This is a genomic window from Streptococcus sp. DD10 (genome assembly GCF_001578805.1).
In the GTDB taxonomy this organism is placed as follows: domain Bacteria; phylum Bacillota; class Bacilli; order Lactobacillales; family Streptococcaceae; genus Streptococcus.
In genome coordinates, this window is the sequence record NZ_KQ969160.1 from 114248 (window position 1) to 137198 (window position 22951).

The 22951-nt window shown below is 38.4% G+C and carries 21 protein-coding genes and 3 pseudogenes; 2 read left to right on the forward strand and 22 right to left on the reverse strand.

Features of this window, described 5'->3' with window-relative positions; genetic code table 11:
- Positions 1-12: 12 nt before the first annotated feature.
- A complete protein-coding gene (locus tag STRDD10_RS05935; RefSeq protein ID WP_067193914.1) occupies positions 13-642 on the reverse strand; it encodes an amino acid ABC transporter ATP-binding protein in 630 nt (209 codons plus the stop codon).
- A 9-nt stretch (positions 643-651) separates the two neighbouring features.
- The gene (locus STRDD10_RS05940; protein ID WP_067193916.1) at positions 652-1293 is read right to left on the reverse strand and encodes an amino acid ABC transporter permease; all 642 of its coding nucleotides are present in this window, start codon (positions 1291-1293) and stop codon (positions 652-654) included.
- Between the two features lie 338 nt (positions 1294-1631).
- On the opposite strand from STRDD10_RS05940, the gene STRDD10_RS05945 reads away from it, so the two are divergent.
- The gene (locus tag STRDD10_RS05945) at positions 1632-1949 is read left to right on the forward strand and encodes a DUF960 domain-containing protein (protein ID WP_067193917.1); all 318 of its coding nucleotides are present in this window, start codon (positions 1632-1634) and stop codon (positions 1947-1949) included.
- Positions 1950-2206: 257 nt separating this feature from the next.
- On the opposite strand, the gene STRDD10_RS05950 is transcribed toward STRDD10_RS05945, so the two are convergent.
- The 3 genes from STRDD10_RS05950 to recX form a co-directional block, all read right to left on the reverse strand.
- On the reverse strand, positions 2207-2461 hold the full coding sequence (locus STRDD10_RS05950; RefSeq protein WP_067193919.1) for a DUF1912 family protein: 255 nt from the start codon (positions 2459-2461) through the stop codon (positions 2207-2209).
- 94 nt (positions 2462-2555) lie between these two features.
- Entirely contained in the window at positions 2556-3089 is a 534-nt protein-coding gene (gene ntdP, locus STRDD10_RS05955; protein WP_067193920.1) for a nucleoside tri-diphosphate phosphatase, read from the reverse strand.
- 101 nt (positions 3090-3190) lie between these two features.
- Positions 3191-3967, reverse strand: a complete 777-nt coding sequence (recX, locus tag STRDD10_RS05960; protein WP_067193922.1) for a recombination regulator RecX — start codon at positions 3965-3967, stop codon at positions 3191-3193.
- Positions 3968-4043: 76 nt separating this feature from the next.
- On the opposite strand from recX, the gene rlmD reads away from it, so the two are divergent.
- Positions 4044-5414, forward strand: a complete 1371-nt coding sequence (gene rlmD, locus STRDD10_RS05965; RefSeq protein WP_067193923.1) for a 23S rRNA (uracil(1939)-C(5))-methyltransferase RlmD — start codon at positions 4044-4046, stop codon at positions 5412-5414.
- A 50-nt stretch (positions 5415-5464) separates the two neighbouring features.
- Here rlmD and STRDD10_RS05970 read toward each other — a convergent pair whose 3' ends face one another.
- The 17 genes and pseudogenes from STRDD10_RS05970 to pepC form a co-directional block, all read right to left on the reverse strand.
- Positions 5465-6265, reverse strand: coding sequence for a formate/nitrite transporter family protein (locus tag STRDD10_RS05970; protein ID WP_067193925.1), 801 nt, complete (start codon positions 6263-6265; stop codon positions 5465-5467).
- 275 nt (positions 6266-6540) lie between these two features.
- The gene (locus STRDD10_RS05975; RefSeq protein ID WP_067193927.1) at positions 6541-7305 is read right to left on the reverse strand and encodes an amino acid ABC transporter ATP-binding protein; all 765 of its coding nucleotides are present in this window, start codon (positions 7303-7305) and stop codon (positions 6541-6543) included.
- Between the two features lie 69 nt (positions 7306-7374).
- Positions 7375-8073, reverse strand: coding sequence for an amino acid ABC transporter permease (locus tag STRDD10_RS05980; RefSeq protein ID WP_067193929.1), 699 nt, complete (start codon positions 8071-8073; stop codon positions 7375-7377).
- A 3-nt stretch (positions 8074-8076) separates the two neighbouring features.
- A complete protein-coding gene (locus tag STRDD10_RS05985; protein ID WP_067193931.1) occupies positions 8077-8769 on the reverse strand; it encodes an amino acid ABC transporter permease in 693 nt (230 codons plus the stop codon).
- Between the two features lie 119 nt (positions 8770-8888).
- A complete protein-coding gene (locus STRDD10_RS05990) occupies positions 8889-9764 on the reverse strand; it encodes a transporter substrate-binding domain-containing protein (RefSeq protein ID WP_067193932.1) in 876 nt (291 codons plus the stop codon).
- Between the two features lie 15 nt (positions 9765-9779).
- A complete protein-coding gene (locus STRDD10_RS05995; RefSeq protein WP_067193934.1) occupies positions 9780-10778 on the reverse strand; it encodes a uroporphyrinogen decarboxylase family protein in 999 nt (332 codons plus the stop codon).
- Between the two features lie 11 nt (positions 10779-10789).
- The gene (locus STRDD10_RS06000; protein ID WP_067193936.1) at positions 10790-10990 is read right to left on the reverse strand and encodes a hypothetical protein; all 201 of its coding nucleotides are present in this window, start codon (positions 10988-10990) and stop codon (positions 10790-10792) included.
- Positions 10991-10999: 9 nt separating this feature from the next.
- A complete protein-coding gene (locus tag STRDD10_RS06005) occupies positions 11000-12001 on the reverse strand; it encodes a uroporphyrinogen decarboxylase family protein (protein ID WP_067193938.1) in 1002 nt (333 codons plus the stop codon).
- Positions 12002-12324: 323 nt separating this feature from the next.
- Positions 12325-14214, reverse strand: a complete 1890-nt coding sequence (gene pknB / locus STRDD10_RS06010; protein ID WP_067193940.1) for a Stk1 family PASTA domain-containing Ser/Thr kinase — start codon at positions 14212-14214, stop codon at positions 12325-12327.
- On the reverse strand, positions 14211-14948 hold the full coding sequence (locus tag STRDD10_RS06015; RefSeq protein ID WP_067194081.1) for a Stp1/IreP family PP2C-type Ser/Thr phosphatase: 738 nt from the start codon (positions 14946-14948) through the stop codon (positions 14211-14213). The genes pknB and STRDD10_RS06015 overlap by 4 nt, the downstream gene beginning before the upstream one ends.
- A gap of 94 nt (positions 14949-15042) precedes the next feature.
- On the reverse strand, positions 15043-16356 hold the full coding sequence (gene rsmB / locus STRDD10_RS06020) for a 16S rRNA (cytosine(967)-C(5))-methyltransferase RsmB (protein WP_067193941.1): 1314 nt from the start codon (positions 16354-16356) through the stop codon (positions 15043-15045).
- A pseudogene (gene fmt, locus STRDD10_RS06025) lies at positions 16346-17280 on the reverse strand (methionyl-tRNA formyltransferase). Before fmt ends, rsmB begins: the two are co-directional and overlap by 11 nt.
- Before the next feature lie 11 nt (positions 17281-17291).
- Positions 17292-19696, reverse strand: a pseudogene (locus tag STRDD10_RS06030) (primosomal protein N').
- Positions 19697-19735: 39 nt separating this feature from the next.
- Positions 19736-20050 carry a DNA-directed RNA polymerase subunit omega gene (gene rpoZ / locus STRDD10_RS06035; protein ID WP_067193943.1) on the reverse strand — a complete coding sequence of 105 codons (315 nt, stop codon included), beginning with the start codon at positions 20048-20050 and terminating at the stop codon, positions 19736-19738.
- A gap of 24 nt (positions 20051-20074) precedes the next feature.
- Positions 20075-20703, reverse strand: a pseudogene (gmk, locus tag STRDD10_RS06040) (guanylate kinase).
- A gap of 138 nt (positions 20704-20841) precedes the next feature.
- Complete coding sequence (gene tpx, locus STRDD10_RS06045; RefSeq protein WP_067193945.1) at positions 20842-21333, reverse strand: thiol peroxidase; 492 nt, start codon at positions 21331-21333, stop codon at positions 20842-20844.
- A 205-nt stretch (positions 21334-21538) separates the two neighbouring features.
- The gene (gene pepC / locus STRDD10_RS06050; protein ID WP_067193947.1) at positions 21539-22882 is read right to left on the reverse strand and encodes an aminopeptidase C; all 1344 of its coding nucleotides are present in this window, start codon (positions 22880-22882) and stop codon (positions 21539-21541) included.
- Positions 22883-22951 lie beyond the last annotated feature (69 nt).

The window sequence follows — 22951 nt, forward strand, 5'->3', positions numbered from 1 at the left end:
CTGCATTTCCTCCTATTTAGGCTCTACTTTTAATAAAACATCCGCAATATTTTCTGCAAACTGCATATCATGAGTGACAACAATTTGCGTAATCCCTAATTCACGGTTAGCTAAAATTAGTTTTTCTACTTCAAGTCGGAGTTCTGGATCAAGTGCCGACGTCGGTTCATCATAGCCAATAATTTCTGGGTTAATCATCATGGCGCGCGCTAAAGCAACTCGTTGCTTTTGTCCTCCTGAAAGTGAGAATGGATAAGCAGAAGCATGTTCAGCTAGTCCCAAGCGTTCTAAAAGCACACTCGCCTTTTTTTCTGCTTCTTCTCTAGTTTGATGCATCGTTTTTGTTGGCGATAGGATTAAATTTTCAAGAACTGATAAATGTGGAAATAACTGAAAATCTTGAAAAACAAACCCTAATAAATTTCTCTTACCAAGTTCATCCAAAGCTAGCCTTTCACCATTATAGATAATTTCTCCCGAGTCAATACTCTCAAGACCAGCTAACATTCTAAGTAGTGTCGTTTTACCACCGCCAGATGGACCAACAATTACAAGAATTTTCTTTTCAGGGATAGTAAGGTTAAACTCAGATAAGATTTGTTTGTCACCAAATCGTTTACTAATATTTTTTAATTCTAACATAAGCAGCTCCTATTTATAGTAGCTAAATTTCTTTTCTACTTGCTTAGAAATAATGGTCACAAGTCCAATCATAATCAAATAGATAGCTCCAGCAATAAACATGGGGGCAAGACTAGCATCTCGATTAGCAGCCGTCCGACTAGCCAAAATCAAATCACTTACACCGAGGGCATAAACTAAGGAAGTATCTTTGACCAATGTCATCACTTCGTTAAATACACTTGGCAAAACTAGTTTTGTCACTTGCGGAAGAGTAATAAAACGAACTGTCTGCCAGGAAGTCAATTTTAAAACTTTAGCTGCTTCATATTGTCCCCTTGGGATTGCAGCGATTCCCCCACGAAAAATTTCAGCAAAGTAAGCCGCGTAATTTAGCGTAAAAGCAATAATTACCGCAGGCATTCGATCCAAACGAATGCCAACATTAGGCAGGACATAATAAATAAAAATGAGCTGGAGTAAGAGTGGAGTTCCCCTCATTATCCAGATGTAGATATGGATCAGCCAGTTTAGCGGCTTAAAATGGACTTGCATCAAAAAAGCTACCGCAATTCCTAAGGGAATCGACAGAATCAAAACCCAAGCAAATACCTGTAAAGTGATGCTCGCCCCGCTCAATAAACTAGGCAATATCTCAAAAACATAGGACATAGAGATCCCTCCTTAATATAAAATCCAGTCCAAGTCAGCAAAAACAATAAGAAAATCCCTTCTCATGTTGGAAACTTGTAGACTTAAAACTATTTCATGAGAATGAGGTGCAAATTCTCTGAAAAAGTTTGATTGCACTATCATATCAAAAATGGGGAAAGTTTTCAAGTATTTTTTTACTTATTATTCATAGTTTATGAAAATATATGCATCGTAAAGTGGGTTTAGGAACTGAACTATTTATCTTTTATTAAAACTAGGAGAAACCGTTTAATTTCTTGCATTTTCTCCCCTTTTTTTGTAAGATATAGACAAATCAAAATGACCGGGAGTTAGCTATGGCTTTTACAAATACAAGAGGACGTTATGCAAGCTTTGGAGTAGCTGCTTCCCTCTCTAGTGAAGTGATTGATGATATTTGGTATGTAATTGACAATTTTTTAAAAGGAGTGTTCCCATTACAACACTGTATTCGCTTTGAAATCCTCAATAATCACGGCACTGTCAGTCTACGTTTTTCTCAAGAACAGATGCAAACAAGCATTGGATTTGACTTCTCCCAACACTTCGACCCTTTTTACCCTATGGAAGTGTATGTCGTTGATCGACAAGGAAGGGAGACCGTACTTCTCCCTGATGAATATGAAATGTTCTAATAAGGTCAGGCTATGTTCTCTTTTATGTCACCAACAAAAAGAGGCTGGGACAATAGTCTTCAGCCTCCAAATATGCTCAGTAATAAACTAATAACGCAGGAGATGACTGGAGTCTTTCTTCGCTTTTCAAGATTGTAAGAACTCCTAAATATCCTTGCGGGGGTGGGACTAGGAACTAAAAATTTCATTTTTGAGTTCTGTCCCACTCCCTTAAACTTATAATCTATCAGTGAAAACTATCTTTTCGAGATTACAGCTTAGTAATTTCGCTCACCAAAAAGACCATCTGGTAAATCATGAAAAGATTTCCTAGTTTTAAAATTTTCAAACTTGCCAATTAAAAATTGGTAAGCATCTAGGCGACTTTCATAACGAAGCATCGCATCTCTCGCACGCTCGTCTTGATCTTCCTCGAAAACTTGTTTACTTTCCTTAAGGGCCATCTCATTAATCAGGATTTGGGCTTGAACCCAAGATTCAAAATCCTCCATAAATTCTTGTTCGTAACTCATCGTTTCTCCTTAAAAGTTTTATTTCATTATATCATACTTGTCCCAATTAAAAAACTCTCCTAAGCAGAGAGTTTTTTTATAAACATGGAAAACTTTACCGATTCTTTAGTTCAACATAACGTTTGTACCAAATATTGACATAAGCCTGAGAGAAAGGTCCCTTTTGATGGTTTATCCAATCTACCAATATCTTGACATTTTCTTTTAAAATATAGTCAATGTCTGCTGAGTATTTCATTTTTCGCTTATGGCGTTCATACTCTTCAACATCTAGCAAACGCTTCTCCCCATCAGCAAAAACCTTAACATCCAAGTCATAATCTATGTATTTAAGGGCTTCTGTATCCATATAGTAGGGACTAGCTAGATTACAATAGTAAGAGACTCCTCCATCTCGTATCATTGCAATAATATTGAACCAATATTTTTTATGAAAATAGACAATAGCGGGCTCACGTGTTACCCAACGGCGACCATCACTCTCAGTCACAAGAGTATGGTCATTGACGCCGATAATAGCATTTTCAGTAGTTTTTAGTACCATGGTGTCTCGCCATGTTCGGTGAAGACTCCCATCATGCTTATAACTTTGAATTGTAATAAAGTCGCCTTCTTTAGGTAATCTCATCACTTACCAACTTTCTACAATCAAGTTTATCTCTATTATTGTACCATAATTTTAACAATTTTCTTGATTTAAACTGTCAAAAATACGTGATTACGTTTTCACTATAAATAGTCTCTTAGCATTGTATCGATATCCGAAAAAGAGTAGCCTTTACGAGCAAGAGCTTGAATCAAGCGCTGTCTTAACTCATAGCCTTCATATTTCCTTGAATACTTTCGATACTGCTTCTCTAAGTCTTTTTCAAGCAGTTCCTGCGTGTTTTCTTCATCTTCCTCTATATCAAGTAAGTCAAAAGCTGCTCTCCCTTGAGAATATGAAAAACCTTTACTAGATAAGTTTTGAATTATTTTCCCTTCTAATGCTTTAGGTGGTAGTTTCCCTTTATACTTCCTTAGCAACTTTTCAGCCGTTCGTTGCGCAACTGGAGCTAAATCAAAGTCACTCAACACGTCTTCAATAAGCTTTGAATCAACTCCTTTTTGAATTAATTTTTGTTTTAAGGCATATGCCCCTTTGTCTCCAGACATCTGATTAGAATTAATGAAATTCCAGGTGTATTGCCGATCATCTAACCATTTATTTTCTTTCAAATCTGCGATAACTTGCGGTATAATCTCGTCTCTTATCTCATACTTTTGCAAATAGTCCTTAACTTCCTTGGTCGTTCTAGACTTAAAAGATAAATGATAAAGAGCAAGATTTTTCCCATAAGAAAATTGAGCAAAATGAGTTATTTTGTCCAATTCTTCTTGCGATATTTCCTTCTGTTTTGACAGCATAAAGCGCACAATGGTGTCTTCTGTGATATAAAGTCTGTCCGACTCATCCAATTCCATAAGATAGAGTCGTTTTTTCTTTTCAAGTTTTGTAATCTTCATCTTTCTGATTTCCTCTTTCAAGAATTATTCTATCATATTTTTCCGACATGAGCCAAATCCATGGTATAATGAAGGTATGAATCTAAAAGTAAAACAAAAAATCCCCTTAAAAATTAAACGAATGGGAATAAATGGGGAAGGCATTGGTTTTTATCACAAGACGCTTGTTTTTGTTCCAGGAGCCTTAAAAGGGGAGGAAATTTATTGTCAAGTTACAACTGTTAAACGGAATTTTGTTGAAGCAAAACTGCTAACCATCAATAAAAAATCAAAATTTCGAGTTGTTCCGGCTTGTACCATATATAATGACTGTGGAGGTTGTCAGATCATGCACCTTCATTATGATAAACAGCTAGAATTTAAAAGTGATTTACTTCACCAAGCTTTGAAAAAATTTGCTCCAGTTGGTTATGAGAATTACGAAATTCGACCAACCATCGGCATGAAAGAACCCAAATATTACCGAGCAAAACTACAATTTCAAACTCGAAAATTTAAAGGAAAAGTAAAAGCTGGTCTTTACGCTCAAAATTCCCACTATCTAGTCGAACTGAGAGATTGCCTAGTACAAGATCGAGATACTCAAAAAATTGCAAATCGGATTGCAGAACTACTAACTTATTATCAAATTCCAATTACGGATGAACGCAGAACTCTTGGAGTGCGTACAATTATGGTTCGCAAAGCTAGGCAATCTGGGCAAGTACAGATGATTATCATCACGAACCGCCAGCTTAACCTAACTAATCTTGTCAAAGATTTGGTAGAAGAATTCCCAGAGATTGTTACTGTTGCGACTAATTTAAATACGGCGAAAACGAGTGACATATACGGGGAAAAAACACAGATTATATGGGGAACTCCTAGCATCCTTGAAGGTGTATTAGATTATGAATTTTCACTTTCACCACGCGCCTTTTATCAATTAAATCCTGAACAAACAGAAATACTTTATAGTGAGGCTATCAAGGCTCTTGATGTCAATCCTAATGATCACCTGATTGATGCCTATTGTGGCGTTGGAACCATTGGCTTTGCTTTTGCCAAGAAAGTAAAAAGCCTCAGAGGGATGGATATCATCCCTGAAGCTATTGAGGATGCTAAACGAAACGCAATCCGTATGGGTTTTAATAACACCTACTACGAAGCTGGAACAGCCGAAGAAATCATCCCTCGCTGGTATCGTGAAGGATATCGTGCAGATGCTCTTATCGTCGACCCTCCACGAACAGGTCTTGACGACAGACTACTCGATACGATTGTCAAATATGCTCCAGACAAGATGGTGTATGTCTCCTGTAATGTTTCTACGCTTGCACGTGACCTCGTTAAATTGACTAAGGTCTATGACGTGGTTTATATCCAGTCTGTGGATATGTTTCCACATACAGCAAGAACTGAAGCGGTTGTAAAACTTGTAAAAAAATTTAATGCTTCCATAAAATAAGCACGATTCAATCTTACAGATTGAATCGTGCTTATTTGTCTTTTTACTGTTTATTCATCAACATAATCTGTCTGTTTGCTATTTAACCAAGCATAAGGTAATCCAATAAGAATCCCACCACCTATAAGATTGCCCAAGAAAGTAACTCCCCAATGCCGCAAAATGTTTAAAAAATCAAAATGAGCCACTTGATCCGCTACAACACTAAATTTCACAATTGAAAATGAAGCAAAATTGGCCGCCAAGTGTTCATTTGTCAAGAAAACAAACATGTAGATAGCAGATAGAACCAAACAAAGTTTAGCAGTTCCATCTTTAACTAAAATGAATGATAAAATGGCAATATTAACAAAGATATTAGCAATAATCCCCTCTAATAATACCAGATCATTCGTTCGCGCTAGTTTCGTTTCAACAACCCCCACAATAAAACTATCATGGCTTAACGTGGCATAGGCAGCTGAATTTGCAAATGCCCAGCCAACGATAAGAGTTCCAACTAGATTGAAAAAAGTACAAAATAGTAAAATAGAGAGACTTTTCTTCCAAGATATTTTCTTTAAATAGCTACCAGCTGTCAAAAACATCATATTAGAGGTTACTAATTCAGCATTTAAAAATACAATATAAGCTAATCCCCAAGCAAATATAAAAGGAAATAAAAATCGTCCAAAACCAGGTACAATTTTGTTAATCAAATCTGCTGCAATAGCACCCGCACCAGTGCTAAAAGTCAGAAATGCCCCCGCAAAAATAGATCTCAGAGCGTATTTTCCTTTACTCTGGTCAAATAAAGCTTCTTTCTTTAAGCAAGCAGCTTCTATTTTACTAATAAATGTAGATTGTGGCATCATAACTCCTTTTCTAACTGTTTTTTAAAATCATATGTTACACTTTCTAATCTGTATCTAGTATAGCAAAATTTACACCATTTTGAAAGCGGTTTTATAATTTTTAGAAAACTTTCTTTTCAATAATGTAATGAAAGGTTCTATAAAATAAACAGAAGAAACTAGAAGAAAACCGTCTGCTAAAAAAACTTCACATCTCACCAATCAACCACATTTAGTACAATTATCACTATTATTGATAAAAGCATAGACTGGACAATTTTCGCCCAGCCTACTTAAATCATATACTCTAAATCATAGCTTGCATCTGATAAAAGGCGAGCTAAAAACTGTTGTGTCCGTTTCTCTCTTGGTCTTGTAAAGATATCATCCGGTTTACCTTCTTCGACAACTTGCCCCCCATCCATAAAAACAACATGGTTAGCCACATCCCTAGCAAAACTCATCTCATGTGTGACAACTACCATAGTGGTTCCTTCATTAGCCAATTGTTTCATCACATCTAGTACATCTCCTACTAACTCAGGATCAAGTGCTGAAGTTGGTTCATCCAACAGAATGACTTCTGGTTTTACTGCAATAGCTCTTGCTAATCCAATACGTTGTTGTTGTCCTCCTGATAATTGAGAAGGATAGTAATCCTTATAATCAAGGAGCCCCACTTTCTCTAGTGCCGACTGGGCAATCTGCAATGCTTGATCTTTCGGTACTTTCCTTGCAACTACTAGTCCTTCTAAAATATTCTCCAAAGCTGTTTTATTCGCAAATAGGTTATAATGTTGAAAAACAAAAGCAGTTTTCTTTCGTATATCTAAAATTTGTTTTTTATTCAAATTAGCTAAATCATATTTCTCATCTGCTAAAGTTAGTTGCCCACTATTTGCTTTTTCTAAATGGTTAAGACAGCGAAGAAAAGTTGTTTTTCCTGATCCAGATGGACCCAGAATCACGACAACATCTCCTTGCTTTACAGTTAAATTGACATCCACTAAAACTTGGTGATCTCCGAATGTCTTTGATATATGTTTCGCTTCTAACATAGCACTTCCTTTCAAAATAATACCTAGTTTAAAAATTTCTGAATCTATCGTCTTTTTAAAGAACTAATTTTAGGATGTTTTCTTTTCAAAATGAAAATATTTTTCTAATAGATGAAACCCCAGCTGAATCAAACCACATAGAATGAGGTAGAGGATAAAGATAACAAAATAAGACTCAAAATATTGATATCCGTAAGAGGCCTCCACGCGAGCAATGGCTGTAATATCCTTAATTGTCATGACAAAGACTAATGAGGTTCCTTTGACGATATTGATTACTAGATTACAAATATTTGGCAAGGCAAAACGAAGTGCTTGAGGAAAAATAATTCGCACATAAGCTTGTCTTGTCGTTAGACCGATGGCTTGCGCCGCTTCCAATTGTCCCTTATCAACTGTTAAAAGAGCTGAACGCAATATTTCTGATAAGGTACCTGTCGTCATTAAACTATAGATAATAAAGGCATAATACAAAGGATTAAAGGTAAATACATCAATTCCACTTCCGATACTTTTAAAAAACTGATTGAGCAGACTAGGAAAAAGACTGTAAAAGAAAAGTATCAATAAAATAGGTGGTGTTGCTCGGATAAAAGCGAGATACACAACTGAGAAGGTCTTAACACCTCGTACTTTATAAATTTGTCCCAAAGCCAAAAAGAGAGCTGGAAAAAAACTTAATCCCAATGCAACGAACAGAATAGAGAGTGTTACGGGTATCCCTTGCACTGTTTTCATAAAGGTTTCTAAGATATAAGAAAAATCCATTTTTTACCTCTCTTTCACAGTCAAAGATTGTTCTATCAATCGAGCAGAAATCGATAATATCAGGGCAACTCCCCAATAAATCAAAGCAACTGCAGTATAGGTTTCTAGAGAATAATTTCCCATATTTCTGCTTATGAGAAGATTTCCAGCTCCCATAACATCAATAAACCCAATCGTGTAAGCAAGTGCTGCATCTCTCATAAGGTTCAGTACAGCAGTCGTCATATTCGGAAGAGCTACTCGAAAAGCTTGTGGTGCAGTAATTCGCCAAAAAGTCTGCTCAGGTGTTAGTCCGATACTCAATCCTGCTTCAATCTGTCCTTTTGGAATGGAGACATAGGCTGCTTTAAATACCTCTGATATCAAAGCGGCAAATAATAAAACCATTGTTAGCAATACAAAAAATAACTTCGGCCAACCATTGATATCCAAACCTAGCCACCAGTTGAGAAACTCTGGAACGCCATAAAAAACCAAAAATAGCAGTACAATCGGCGGGGTACAGCGTAAAATGAACACATAGATACGAGCTATATTTGCCAAGTTTTTTTCCTCAGATAACTGTGCCCATGCTAGCAAACCTCCTAAAAGAGATCCCAAAAGAGTCGTTAGAGAGAGAACAATAATCGTCATGGGAAGTGCACTCGCTATATTCGGTAACATATCAAATACTTTAGAAATATCGTAATTGACCATGAATCCTCCTTTTCAAATAATCTTCAATTAAAGTGAAAGCAGAGCACAGAAATATGTGTGCCCTTCTTTCTTCTAAGTGTAGTTTCCATGTTATATATTAGATGAATAGTTTTACTTACTTATTTATCTATGTAACTAAAGACATCCTCACCAAAGAATTTTTCAGAAATTTTGGCCAATGTTCCATCTTCTTGCAATTCTTTTATAGCCTTTTCGTACTCTTTCGCAAATGCCTCATTCTTTTCGGAACGATTTAGAAGTGGATACGTCGGAATTCCTTTATAAGGGAACCAAGAAAGTTGATCAGCATATTGATGATACGAACCATCTTCTGCTGTCACCGCTTTTTCAAAAGAAAGTTTGATGTCAAAGTAAGCATCATACCGTTTTTCTAAAACCCATGCATAAGCATCTGCGACTTTAAAGGATTCCGCTGCTGTTAATTCAATCGGATTGTCCTTGTTTTTGTCATTATACTCTGAAATAACCGTCCACTGAGCATTTTGTGGTGAAATTGGAACCAATTTTCCTTTTTCTTTTGCAAAATCTGAAATATCTTTGTACTTAGTGGCATCTTCCTTACGAATGGTAAATCCAATAATACTTGCCCCAATAGGTGACTCTGGTATTATGAATTTTTTAGCTCTCTCCTCTGTGTACCATGCCCCCTTAGTTCCAATATCATACTTACCAGACTCTAAGCCAATCAATAGGTCATCATCACTTGTTCCTGTGTATTCAAACTGATACTGAGGAAGTTTCTCATCAATCGCTTTTAAAACCTCTACCTCATAACCGGTTGAATTTCCTTTTTCATCCACATAGTCATAAGGAACATAGTTTTGCGTATGGGCAACTTTTAATGTTGTTACAGTTTTTTCACTACTAATTGTTGTTTCTGCCTTTGAGTTACTCGTCAAACTCCGTCCTAAAACTGTTGCTCCCACAAGAGCTGCAATGGCTACACCACCAATAATCCATGTTTTCTTACTCATATTTTTTCTCCTCATTTAAAATCTAGCTGCTTCTCGTACCCATTGAATTCGTTCATGATCAATATCACTTGGAATAGTACAATCTGCTCCCAAGACTAAACCAACCCTTCCTGACTCCTCAAGCAAACGTTTCACTTCGTTTTGAATATCCTCTTTGCTAGCTGAGTACAAGAGTCCATCTTTACCATTCTCAAAACCACCTAAGACCGTACGACCTTTAAAAATCTCCCGTCCTTGAGAAAGACTAATTCCCTCTGGACCAACAGCCCAGTTGAAAACTTGAGCAGGATAGTCTGCGAACAAATGCACATCATTTCGAGCTCCCTCATAGCCACAAATATGTAAAATATTAATTCCACCAGCTTGATTCGCAGCTTCTAAAACCGTTAATTCACTTGGAGCAACGATTTGTTTGTAGTCCTCAAAAGATACTCGTGAATCTTGAATACTTTGTACACTTAGATAAATCCCATCAGCCCCACCTTCCGTAATCACACGACGACTTAGACTTGCAATATCTTGGGCAATAACCGATAATACATGTTTTAGAACTTCTGGATATTCCACTACTTGATCTGCTATTAAATCATCACCACCAGCTACTTTCCCAATCAACCATTTTAAATAGGTGACAGGTGCAAAGATATTATAGATAGCAACGATATCTTCTGGAAAGTTTGCAATCAAATCTTTTACCAACTCAACTTGGTCCGTTATCCAAGGATGATCCTCTCCCAATGGCTCTAGACTGGATAACTCACTAAAAGATTGGAAATTTTTTAGTAGAGCTTGTGGATAGCCAAAGTATCCATCACTCATCAGTTTGACAAAATCTGGTTTCACATCTGCAATAAAATCCTTATGACCTTGTCGGTTTTTCTCGATGATCTCTGGATTTTCAAAACCTGCAAGCCATTCTCTTTCTTCTGTAAAGTGGTGCCAAAATCCCACTGGCACACGATCAACCTCTTCACCACGGAAGGCTTTTAATACTAATTCTCTCTTTTCTGACATCTTTATCTCCTTTATTTTTCTAACAATAAATTGGCTAAATCACTGTTTTGCATATAAACAAGTGTTTCTTTTGATATTTCCTCTAACTGCTTAACATCCTCGCTGATTTCAGGTGCTAAAGTAGTAGCTGAGCTACTTTGAAATCCCAACCCCAAACTAATTATCAGACTAGTCAGTACGCCAGTCACAATAAGAACCACTTTACTTTTCATCATTTACTCCTATAAAATAGCCGCTTGTCGGATCCATTCTAATCGTTCTAGTTGAAAGTCGTCTGGAACCGTACAATCAGCTCCCAAAATAAGATTTCTACTTCCTGCTTTGGAAATCAAGTGCTTGGTCTCCTGAACCAGCTCCTCGCGGTTACCAGTATTTAACAAACTTGATTGGGTATTTTCAAATCCCCCCAGAACAGTCTTCCCATGAAAAAGCTGGCGACCTTCTTCTAATGAGACGTTTTCATGATGTGTCGCCCAATTAAAAACTTGTGCTGGGTAATGACTAAATAAGGCTAAATCATTACTTGCCCCTTCAAAACCACAAATGTGAAGAATATTGTTTCCTCCTACTTCATTAGCTGCCTCCAAGACAACTAAGTTACTTGGTTCAATCACTTTCTGGTAATCTATCGCACTAACTCTCTCATCTTGAACCGCTTGTGTGCTAAAATAAATACCATCTAAGTCTGTTTCTTCTAACAAGCGTTTTACCAAAATAGCAATGTCACCAGCAATGACCTCCAAGGCTGCTTTTAACTTGACTGGATTTTCTAACAAGAAATCGGCTAATTCCTTGTCTCCTCTTCCATGTTGACTTCTAAACCACCGTTTCAAATAAGAAGCTGGAGCAAAGATATTGTAAAATGATGCTAAATCTTCGGGAAAGCTAGCTAAAATTGCCTGAACAATTTCAATCTGTTGTTCAATCCAAGGATGATTCTCTCCGATAGACTGAAGTGCATCAAAATCTGAAACAGAATAAATATTTTCTGGAACTAAATCACTCGGATATTTAAAAAAACCATCACTCATAATTTTTACAAAATCCGGTCGTCCTTCCTCAACATAACGTCGATGCCCTTCTAAAGATTTTTGAAAAATTCGTGGATTATTTAATCCCTGTCCTTTTTCCTCCAAGGTTACAAAATGAAACCAAAATCCAACAGGAACTCGTGGAACATCCTCACCACGAATTGCACGTAAAACTAATTCTCTTTTTGTCATCCAAACCTCCTTACAAGAAATTGTAAAATTGATTGACACTATGATAACAAAAGTTCAAATCTCTGTGAAATATATATTGATTATCAGATTGATTAAATTTATTTATACGAAGATATCCAACAATTGTTCAAATCCCTTGAGAAATAAGGAATCAGAAGATTTCAAGTTTATTTATTACAAGAGCATTTTTTCCACTTTGTTTTTTCTTATCACACTGATAAAAAACTTTTAAGATAACAAAAAAAGTCATCAAAAGATGACTTTTTTGTTATCGAGAAGTAAATAGAACTAATTTACTTGTTTATTTTTGTACTCACTTTTTATTAATTGTTTTCTTCGGTTGTTCTTGATGATTGAGAGGATGATTCACTAGAATTTACTTGCTCACTAGAAGAGGAACTACTACTTGAGCGAGTAGATGATCTACTTGAACTACTACTTTCCGTTGTCACCTCAGGGACATAGACGTAGAGAACGACTCGTCCAGTTTTTAGGTCCAAATTATCGCCCTCATTCGGACTCTGCCGAACAATCGTATTTTCCTGTGCATCACTTGGTGCAGTAGTTACAATACGGCGTTCAATATTTGCACTGTTAACCCCTAATACTGAAATGAGGTGATTGTAAGCAAACTCATAGGTAGAACCGATATAACTTGGCATCTCTGTTGTCGTAACAGCCTTTGCAACCTTTAATGTAATAGTCCGTTTTGCTGCTAAGTCGTATGTCGAGCCTGCTTCTGGTGACTGTCCGATAACGGTTCCTTCAGTATAGTCCGCGGTTTCAACAATTTCCGTTTTAATACTGCTTTCAGGAACAGCATGATTATTGGTTAAATCTCTGATAGCGTCTGAAACAGTGTCACCAGTGTAATCAAGCATCACAAACGAAGCTTTACCACTGGAAACAATCAATTTCACACTGCTTCCTTCCCGAAGTTGAGAACCTCCTGTTGGGTCTGTACGAATGACATTTCCTTTGTCTACATCATTACTGGCTTCCTCAATGACATCTCCAACAGACAAACCTACAGCCTCGATACTCGAACGGGCTTGAGCTAAGGTTTGTCCTGTAACATCTGGAACAGATTGTGTAGAGGGACTATTATATAGGAGGGTGATAAAAGCAATCATGACCAAAACAATCGCACCAAATAGTACCTTGTAACGCGTCCTTAGTTTTCGACGTTTCGGCTTTTTCACTGTCGCCCCTAGTTCTGGCTCTTCAAACTGAATCGGAGCTGTTCGTTGTGGGCTCGGCTTCACTGGTGCTGGAACGATTTTTTCAACCCCTTGCACCTGTGATAAGGGGGCGGTTATTCCTTTAGGGAGAGTTTTGGTATCAATCTTATCTTCTCCAAAAAACAACTTGGCTTCATTACGTCTCTCTGGCGATAAACTTGAAGCCAAATCAGTGTACATCTCCCCAACTGTCTTATAACGATCTGTTAACTTTTTAGCAGTTGCCTTAAGGACAATATTTTCCAAAGACTGTGGAACATTTGGATTTTCCTCTATAATTGAAGGTAGGGGTTTCTGAAAATGCTGCAAGGCGATTGTCACCGCACTATCCCCGTCATAGGGGATATGTCCTGTCAACATCTCATAAAAAATAATCCCCATAGCATAAATATCACTTTGGATTGTCGCTTTTGAACCACGAGCTTGTTCAGGAGAAAGATAATGAACTGAGCCAAGCATAGAATTTGTCTGAGTCAAACTAGTTTCTGCGAAAGCTACTGCAATCCCAAAATCTGTTACCTTAGCTGAACCACTTGGAGTTAAAATAACATTTTGTGGTTTCAGATCACGATGGACAATTCCTCTTGCATGTGCGAGTCGCATAGCCAAGAGGATTTCTCCCATGATACGAACAGCTTCACGATTTGATAAGGGAGCATGTTGTTTAATATACTCCTTTAAATCCTGTCCAGCCACGTATTCCATCGCAAGGTACTGCTGCCCATCTTCTTCGCCAATATCTGTAATGCGAACGATATGAGGGTGGTCTAAATCTGCCATCGCCTTTGCTTCACGCTGAAAGCGTGCTACAGCGACCGGATCCGTTTGAAAATTTGTTCTCAGAACCTTTACAGCCACCTCTTCGCCATCCAAAATCAGATCTTTGGCCAGATAGACATCTGCCATCCCACCACGACCAATTTGTTTGACAATTTTATATCGTCCGGCAAAAATCTTGCCGATTTGGATCATGCTACATCCTCCTGCACATGAACAAGAGCAACTGTGATATTATCCAGTCCACCTGCTTTATTTGCAAACCGAATCAAGGTTGCTGCCTTTTCAGAAAGAGTAATTTCACTGGTTATAATATCATAAATTTCACTTTGAGCTACCATGTTAGACAAACCATCGCTATTGATTACTAGATAGTCTCCAACTTCTAGTTGGATTAAACCTAAGTCAGCCTCTACTTCATGAGCTTGCCCAATTGATTGGGTAATGATGTTGCGTTGAGGGTGTCTTTCTGCTTCCTCTGGACTAATCTGCCCCGCTTTCAATAATTCATTTACCAAGGAATGATCACTCGTCAACTGCTGAATCTGCTCACCACGCACTAAATGAATACGGGAATCCCCTACATGAGCATAAAGAGCTTGGTTGTCAATCAGCACGACAACTTCAATCGTTGTCCCCATACCCTGGTACTCCTCACTCTGACCAAGATGGCTGATTTTTTGATTTTCTTCTTGTAAGTGATAGTTAACCCATTCACGTACTTGGTTTAAATTATCAATCTGAGTATCCACCCAAGCAGCCCCTAAATCCGTCACGGCCATCTCGCTAGCGATATTTCCCGCTCGATGCCCCCCCATTCCATCTGCTAGAATAATCATCTGTTTTCCAGCTCGGTTGACAAAATGGTTAACGTAGTCTTGATTATTGGTTCGTTTCTGACCAACATCTGTTAATAATGCAATTTCAATTTTTGTTCCTGACAAAATCTGTTTCCTCCTCTGTCTTGGAAATCGTGATGACTCAGTAAAACAACTTTCATACTACTAGTCTCATCACTATCCCCTAGGATTTTTTTCTGAACTGACTGATGAAAAAGCCATCCGTCTGATAGAGTTCAGGAGTTATTAAGATGCAACCATCTACTAGAATATCTGTTTTTTCATGACTGAGAGGAACTTGCTCAAAATCTGGATGTGCTTCCAAAAATTTAGCTACTACTTCCTGATTTTCCTCAGGCACGATGGTGCACGTACTATAGGTTATTATACCACCTTTTACTAGGATTTGACAAACGCTGTTTAGAATTTTCAATTGAATTTCCTGAAGAGATTGAAAATCACCCATTTCTTTATTGTATTTTAAGTCTGGTTTCCGTCGAATCAATCCAATCCCTGAGCAAGGGGCATCTACTAAAATCTTATCAAAACTATTTTTAGGAAAGACTTCATGAACTCGGCTAGCATCTAATACCTGCAAATTCACTCGATCCAACACTCCTAGACGTTCTGCATTTTCAGCAATCAAATTTAGTTTATGCTCATATAAATCCAAGGCTGTAACAGTCCCCCTTGTCAGAAGGGAGGCGATATGTGTTGTTTTTCCACCTGGAGCAGCACAAGCATCCAATATCCGTTCATTTCCTTTAATGGCTAAGGTTGGAGCAACTAACTGGCTGGACTCATCCTGTATCGTCAAAAGTCCTTCTTTGAAAAATCTTGTTCCAGCAAAATAACCCTGTTCTTTCACTAATGCCGTTTGAGCTAATTCTGAATTACTAGCCGCAATTGCTTCTCTTAACTCATCCTTTTTAGTTAGATCTGTCACACGAACGGAAGCTTTATTTTTTAAGAAAAGAGATTCAAACATCTTAACTGCACGTTCCTCACCATAGACTTCAACCAATTTTTTTACTAGCCAAACTGGTAGAGAATACTGGATAGAAAACCGTTTATGCTTCCGTTTGATTCCTTCAATATCTGGGACTCCTTCCCTAAGGATTCGTCTCAAGATGGCATTAACAAACCTCTCCGAGTGGAGCTTGCGGCTTTTTGCTATGGCCGCTGCTTCATGAACTACTGCATGATTTGGAACTTTATCCAAATAAAGAAGTTGATACAAACTCATCTCAAGCAAGATATAAAGCCAACCATCTAACTTATCACGATCTTCGATAAAATGGGATAAATACCAGTCCAGCGTTCGTTTTCGGCTAAGTGTTCCATAGACAATTTCTGTGACTAATCCTTTGTCTATCTTAGATAAATTCCCTTGAGAAAGTGATTGATTCAGTACGATATTGGAATAGCCACCTTCTAGAAAAACTTTTTCAAGAATCATTAAAGCTAAACGACGCGCATTCTGTTGATTAGTTTCCAAATGTATCTCCTACTACCAGGTTGCGACCTGTTCCGTTTAAGAAATCCGCGATAGCCATTTTAGGTTTTCCAGCAGGTTGTACAGTTAACAGTCGGACAGCTCCTTCTCCTGTAGCCACAACTAATTCTTTCTTACTAATTGAAAGGATAGTCCCTGCCGGACCAGAAGCTTCTACTTCCTGAACGTCATAGATTTTAAACCGTTGCCCATCAAATAGAGTATGAGCAATTGGCCACGGATTGAGTCCTCGAATATGGTTAAACACATCTCGAGCCGACTTCGTCCAATCAATTCGTTCTTCCTCAGATGAAATATTAGGAGAAAAACTTACGTAACGAACATCTTGAGCTTCCGGTTTAATCTCACCTGCTAAGTAGGCAGGTAAACTATCTAATAGTAAATCACGACCAACTAAGGCCAACTTAGCAAATAAAGTCCCTACATTATCTGTATCTTCTATCGGAATAGACCGTTTGGAAATCATGTCTCCTGCATCCATCTCTTTGACCATTTCCATAATGGTCACCCCTGCTTCCTTATCTCCATTCATAAGAGCATAGTGAATTGGAGCTCCTCCACGATATTTCGGAAGTAACGAAGCATGAACATTTACTGCAAAATCCATTGCTTCTAAAAGTCGGCTTGGCAAAAATTGACCAAAAGCTGCCGTCACAATTCCATCCGCCCCTAACTGAAGTAATTGCTCAAGCACGGGACTTTTAGACAATTTTTCTGGTTGATAAACAGGGATTCCTGCCTTGAGAGCTAATTCTTTAACTGGCGTCATCCGAATTTCTTTTTTCGGCCGACTGCACGATCTGGTTGAGTTACTACCGCTAAAACAGTATACCTGTTGTCAGCCAATAAACCTTCTAAAACAGTCGCTGAAAAATCAGGCGTTCCCATAAAAATAATCTTTGTCATAGTTCCTCTTCTTAATTAAAATTTTGTGGTTCATTATCAATAATTAATCGCAAGTCCTTATTTTCCACTTGCTGCGTCAGATCCAAAACCTTATTGAGTGCTGTTTCCAACTGATTTTCAAAACGATACTTTAGTAAAATCTGGTAATGATACAAGTTATGGGTACGAGCGATCGGTCTTGGTGTAGGACCTAAAATCTTTACCTGATCCGTTAATTCTTCTTTTAGTAATTGCAAGATTTGATAAGATTTTTTTAGAACAAATTCCTCTTGCTTATGTGATAAGGTAATCCCTACTGTATAGTAAAAGGGAGGGTAACCCAAGGTCCGACGAAGATTCATCTCATAAGTATAAAATCCCTCATAATCCTGTTGCTTAGCAAATCGGATAGCATAATGGTTGGGATTATAGGTTTGAATATAAACCTTTCCTTCTTTATCTGCCCGACCAGCTCGACCCGCTACCTGTGTCAACAGCTGAAAAGTTCGTTCTGAAGAACGAAAATCTGGCAGATTTAAAGCCGTATCTGCATTTAACACTCCAACTAAGGTTACATTTGGAAAATCTAAACCCTTAGCAATCATCTGAGTCCCTAGTAAAATATCTGCTTTTCCTGCACCAAAGTCTGTCAAAAGCCTTTCATGGCTCCCTTTTTTCCGAGTAGTATCTACATCCATTCTCAAAATTTTTGCTTCAGGAAAGAGTAGGGCTAACTCATCAGCAGCCTTCTGGGTACCTGTTCCATAATAGCGAATGCTTTTACTCTTGCAGTTAGGGCAATGTCTGGGGATTCCCTTATTAAAGCCACAATAATGGCAATTCATTGTCTTTGTATCCATGTGCAAGGTCAAGGAAATATCACAGTTAGGACAGGTGTCGACTGTTCCACACTCCCTACACATCACAAAACTAGAATAGCCACGCCGATTTAGCATTAATACAATTTGTTCTTTTTTTCTAAACGCTCTCGGATAGCCTCGACTAAAACAGGTGTGAAATTGCTTGCCTCCTGCTGACCAATATAGTCTCGAAAATCAACCACTTCAACAGGAGGGATTTTGGCCAGAGGATTGGCTCTTTGAGTCAATTCCAAAAACTGATAAACGCCTCGACTAGCCCTGGCACGGCTTTCCAAACTCGGAGTGGCAGACCCTAAAACCAATACAGCATGATTATAGCGTGCCCTGAGTATGGCGACATCTCTAGCGTGGTAGCGAGGGCTAGAATCCTGCTTATAACTGGCCTCATGTTCCTCATCTATCATAATAGCCCCAATATTTTTTAAAGGAGCAAAAATAGCTGATCGTGCTCCGACAACCACTTTCGCTTGTCCCTGTTCAATCTTTCGCCACTGATCGTATTTTTCTCCTTCAGACAAGCCTGAGTGAAGGATAGCGACTTGATTTCCAAAACGAGCGATAAAACGGTTGGTTACCTGTGGGGTTAGGGAAATCTCAGGAACCAACATGATAGCCGTCTTCCCTCTTTTTAAGGCTTCCTCAATCACCTGCAAGTAAACCTCTGTTTTACCACTGCCAGTCACCCCTTCTAGTAGAAATGGATGACTTTCTTTGCCGATTTGTTTTGTAATCGCTTCAACTGCTTGAGCCTGCTGGAAATTTAACTCTAAAGAATGACTCTTTATAACCTGATTAAAATAATCTTGAGCTCGATCTACTTCTCGCTCTTCAATCTCGAGTATTCCTTTTTCTATAAAGAACTTCACAACAGGTGCACTGAAGGATTTTCTCAGATTTTTTAGCAGCCCCTCTTTTGTATTTTCTAATAAAAATTTCTTTAAGGCCTGCTGTTTTAAAGCACGGTTAGAGGGTGCAAAAGCGATTAATTTATCCAAAGAAATACTATACCAGCTTTCAAATTTAACATGCTTCTTGTCACTTGCTTTGTACTCAATGTTGAGTTTATCAGAACGAGCTAAACGCATCATTTTCGCTTGTTCTTGCACATCTAAACTAGAAAAATGAAGACTGGTTTTACTTCCAAAGATAGCCAAACGATCTGTTTCACTCAGTTGATCAGTGGGATAGAGAATCTTATCATAGCTTGAATTTAGCAAACTCGGTAGCATAGCCTTTAATATAGAAATTTTATACGCAAAAACCGTATGCCTCATCTGATCTGCAAGAGCAAGTTGCTCTTCATTAAGAACTGGTCGATAATCCAAAACTTCAACCACTTCTTTCAGACCCGTTTTTTCTTTTTTATCGGAGACTCCAACCACAATCCCCTGAATCAATCGATTTCCCTTACCAAAAGGAACATGCACGCGCATCCCTTTTTCTACTATCCCCTCAAATTCAGAAGGGATAGCGTAAGAATACGGTTGATCCGTCTGCATCAAAGGAACATCAACAATTATATCTGCAATCACACTCTCACCTCCTCCATGTTCCATTCTTCCCGGTAACAAAATAAGATTGAGTCACCCCCAACCTTATATTTTTTCGCCTTCTTCTTTTTCTTTAGCAATTTGTTCCTTGATCTTGCGTTCCTCTTCTTCCTTACGTAAACGTTCACGCTCAGCACGGACACGAATAATTTCACGCTTCATTTCTGGGTCAGGATGGATTGTGACATTACCAGACTCAATCTCCTCTAGAGCCCGTAAAGTTGACTTTTCAGATTGAAACTCTTGAGTAGCTTTAGCACCTGCCTCCAATTCATGGGCACGTTTCGCTTCAAGAATAACAAGAGAATACTTTGATGGTACTTGGTCCAGCAAAGTGTCAATAGAAGGTTTTAACATCATAATTTTTCTACCACATTTCTAATCTTAGCGTTGAACTGCCTCAACTTTTGGCAGCATTTCTTGGTAATGACCGATAATCCGATCGACACGGAAGTGCTCTGCTTCAATCACACGTTTGACACGATCAGCTGCAAGAGGAACTTCGTCGTTGACAATGGCATAGTCATATTCTCGCATCAGAGCAATTTCTTCTTTTGCTTTTTCAATTCGTTGCGCAATGACTTCAGGGCTATCTGTTCCCCTCCCGACTAGACGATCTTGTAATTCTTCTAAATCAGGTGGTGTCAGGAAGATAAAAACTGCATCTGGAACTTTTTTCTTCACTTGAAGAGCACCTTGAACTTCAATCTCAAGAAAACATCAATCCCTTTATCGAGCGTTTCATTCACATAAGTCAGTGGAGTACCATAGTAGTTACCAACGTACTCTGCATACTCAAGCATCTGCCCTTGGCGAATCAATTCCTCAAACTGTTCCCGACTACGGAAAAAATAATCAACTCCATCCACTTCACCGGGACGTTGTGCTCTGGTAGTCATGGACACCGAATATTGAAATTGGTTATTAGAACTTTCAAAAATCTCACGTCGAACAGTTCCCTTTCCTACTCCTGACGGTCCAGAAAAGACGATTAATAAGCCTCGTTCCTGCATGTTTTCTCCTTCAATGTCTTTCCCACTAGTATAGCAAAAATGAGTTGATTTTTCAACTCATTTTAACTTATTTTCAAATAGAGAATGATTCTTTCTGCGATTTAGCATAAAAAGATTGTCTCATTCCTTCTTTCTATGTTAGATGGATTTAACCGCCGCGATAGCTGCTTCAAAATCAGGCTCTGAATTGATATTTTCAACATACTCAGTATAAGTTACTTGATTTTCCTTATCTAAAACTAGCACAGCCCGAGCCAGTAAATGCCACTCCTCTATCAACAGTGCATAGTCACGTCCAAACGAATGGTCAAAATAATCCGATAACATGTAGGCATTCTCTAACCCTTGAGCCCCACACCAACGCTTCTGAGCAAAGGGTAAATCCATCGAAATCGTGATTACAACTGTATCATCTAGTTCAGAAAGTTCCTGATTAAAATATCGAGTCTGAGTCGAGCAGATTCCTGTGTCAATAGATGGTACAACACTAATGACCTTCTTTTTCCCATCGAAATCCTCTAAAGACTTCCATGTTAAATCCGGAGCAAGTAATCTAAAATCATGCGCTCGGTCGCCCACTTGTAACTGCTGACCTAAAAAATGAACAGGTTCTCCTAAAAATGTTGTCATATGATTTCTCCTTTTTAAAAAGTATTCCTAGATTATTATACTGTTTTTGGAGAGATTTTTCGACAGATTTGCTTAAAAATAGAATCGTCAAACTCTTACGAGATTGAAAAGCCAAGAAAGAGCCCAATCCTCTACTGCTTTATGAGTTTATTACGGAACCCATTTAGAGGCTGAAAACTATTGTCCCAGCCTCGTTCGAACGTTTTTAGTCAAACCTTGTAGCCAGTGCTCCCATTGGATCCCACGGTGCTAGGACAATTGGTTCTGCTTCATAGGCTGCTAATTCTTCTGATGTTAAGAATTCTTTCCGAACGACGATTTGGTAGGTATATTCATCCATCCATGCATCAGAAGCTACAAAATAGCCATCAGTCCCAACCTTATCGCCCCAAGAGTTTTCAACCTTCCATTTGAGCGACTGACCAGTATCGTCTAAATCCACTCCTGTCAAGACCATGGCATGCGTCATGAGACTTTCTGCATAGTCCAAACGACCTGCCTTATCTTGTGTCAAAGAAATATCCATTCCTGCTTCAAAGTCATAAACATCTGTTGCCAAGATTCCCGCTTTACGGTTGCTGACTTGGCCTACATCTGAACCAAACCAGACGGTTTCTCCGGCCTTCATTTGTGCAATGGCTAGTTCTTTAAGACGTTCCATCGGTACGTTGAGATAACGCACTTCACGGCTACCAACAACATTGCCCAGCATCTCAACTGTATAAGACTTTCCATACGGTTTATCTGCTGTTGGAGCATTGATAATAGAGACGTAATCGTCTAACTGCAGGTCTACATATTTTTTGTAGAAGCTTTGTGGAGTTAAGCCACTTTCGCTATGGAATTGGTTGTCCTTATCACGGTATGAAAAGTCAAATTCACGCGGAGGCAATCCTAAAGACATAGCCAAGAAGTTAAAGATTTCTTGCAACAAGGCTTGTTTCTTGCTTACAACTGCCTCATTATCTGCGCCTGAGTGAATCAAATCACGCAAGATTTGCGCATCTTGACGCAAGAGTTTATTGAGGTAGGTGTTCAATTCCCGGCTATTGCTTGAAGAAATCGATTCTGGATAAACTGATTTTGGAACCACTCCGTATTTCTCAAAGAGGGATACCACCATATCCCATTGACCGCCATCTTGTTGTGGGGTTTGTAGGAGAAAAGCCACCTTACGGCTGGTTAATTCTTTGTCTGCTGTCGCAATCACTTGCTCCAAAAACCAGTTTGATTTTTCATACTTATCCCAAAAGAAAGTATGTGCTTGGGACAATTCAAAATTCTCCAATTGAAAACTTGAAATCATCTTATGACGGAAGGTATTTAAAGCCGCAAACATCCAACAACGCCCAGATGCTTTTTGGTTTGTCACCTTATCCTTGGTCAAATCAAGTGAAAAAACTGGTGTATTTTCTACTGCACTCTTGCGCGTTTCAAGCGATGCATGAATCCCATTGTGGGTAACAGCATTTTCAAGAGCCGCATATTTCACATTTGCTTTATAATTGGCATAGAGCTGGTCTGTAAATTCTTTCGTTAATTCTGACATAGCAATCTCCTTTTTTTCTTACCTACTATTATAATCCTTTGTGCAGAATCTTCAAGTAAAAATTGCTTA

Excerpts from the sequence above, each read along its gene's own strand:
- STRDD10_RS05935 (WP_067193914.1), bottom strand. The coding sequence starts at position 642 with ATGTTAGAATTAAAAAATATTAGTAAACGATTTGGTGACAAACAAATC.
- STRDD10_RS05940 (WP_067193916.1), bottom strand. The coding sequence starts at position 1,293 with ATGTCCTATGTTTTTGAGATATTGCCTAGTTTATTGAGCGGGGCGAGC.
- STRDD10_RS05945 (WP_067193917.1), top strand. The coding sequence starts at position 1,632 with ATGGCTTTTACAAATACAAGAGGACGTTATGCAAGCTTTGGAGTAGCT.
- STRDD10_RS05950 (WP_067193919.1), bottom strand. The coding sequence starts at position 2,461 with ATGAGTTACGAACAAGAATTTATGGAGGATTTTGAATCTTGGGTTCAA.
- ntdP (WP_067193920.1), bottom strand. The coding sequence starts at position 3,089 with ATGAGATTACCTAAAGAAGGCGACTTTATTACAATTCAAAGTTATAAG.
- recX (WP_067193922.1), bottom strand. The coding sequence starts at position 3,967 with ATGAAGATTACAAAACTTGAAAAGAAAAAACGACTCTATCTTATGGAA.
- rlmD (WP_067193923.1), top strand. The coding sequence starts at position 4,044 with ATGAATCTAAAAGTAAAACAAAAAATCCCCTTAAAAATTAAACGAATG.
- STRDD10_RS05970 (WP_067193925.1), bottom strand. The coding sequence starts at position 6,265 with ATGCCACAATCTACATTTATTAGTAAAATAGAAGCTGCTTGCTTAAAG.
- STRDD10_RS05975 (WP_067193927.1), bottom strand. The coding sequence starts at position 7,305 with ATGTTAGAAGCGAAACATATATCAAAGACATTCGGAGATCACCAAGTT.
- STRDD10_RS05980 (WP_067193929.1), bottom strand. The coding sequence starts at position 8,073 with ATGGATTTTTCTTATATCTTAGAAACCTTTATGAAAACAGTGCAAGGG.
- STRDD10_RS05985 (WP_067193931.1), bottom strand. The coding sequence starts at position 8,769 with ATGGTCAATTACGATATTTCTAAAGTATTTGATATGTTACCGAATATA.
- STRDD10_RS05990 (WP_067193932.1), bottom strand. The coding sequence starts at position 9,764 with ATGAGTAAGAAAACATGGATTATTGGTGGTGTAGCCATTGCAGCTCTT.
- STRDD10_RS05995 (WP_067193934.1), bottom strand. The coding sequence starts at position 10,778 with ATGTCAGAAAAGAGAGAATTAGTATTAAAAGCCTTCCGTGGTGAAGAG.
- STRDD10_RS06000 (WP_067193936.1), bottom strand. The coding sequence starts at position 10,990 with ATGAAAAGTAAAGTGGTTCTTATTGTGACTGGCGTACTGACTAGTCTG.
- STRDD10_RS06005 (WP_067193938.1), bottom strand. The coding sequence starts at position 12,001 with ATGACAAAAAGAGAATTAGTTTTACGTGCAATTCGTGGTGAGGATGTT.
- pknB (WP_067193940.1), bottom strand. The coding sequence starts at position 14,214 with ATGATCCAAATCGGCAAGATTTTTGCCGGACGATATAAAATTGTCAAA.
- rpoZ (WP_067193943.1), bottom strand. The coding sequence starts at position 20,050 with ATGATGTTAAAACCTTCTATTGACACTTTGCTGGACCAAGTACCATCA.
- tpx (WP_067193945.1), bottom strand. The coding sequence starts at position 21,333 with ATGACAACATTTTTAGGAGAACCTGTTCATTTTTTAGGTCAGCAGTTA.
- pepC (WP_067193947.1), bottom strand. The coding sequence starts at position 22,882 with ATGTCAGAATTAACGAAAGAATTTACAGACCAGCTCTATGCCAATTAT.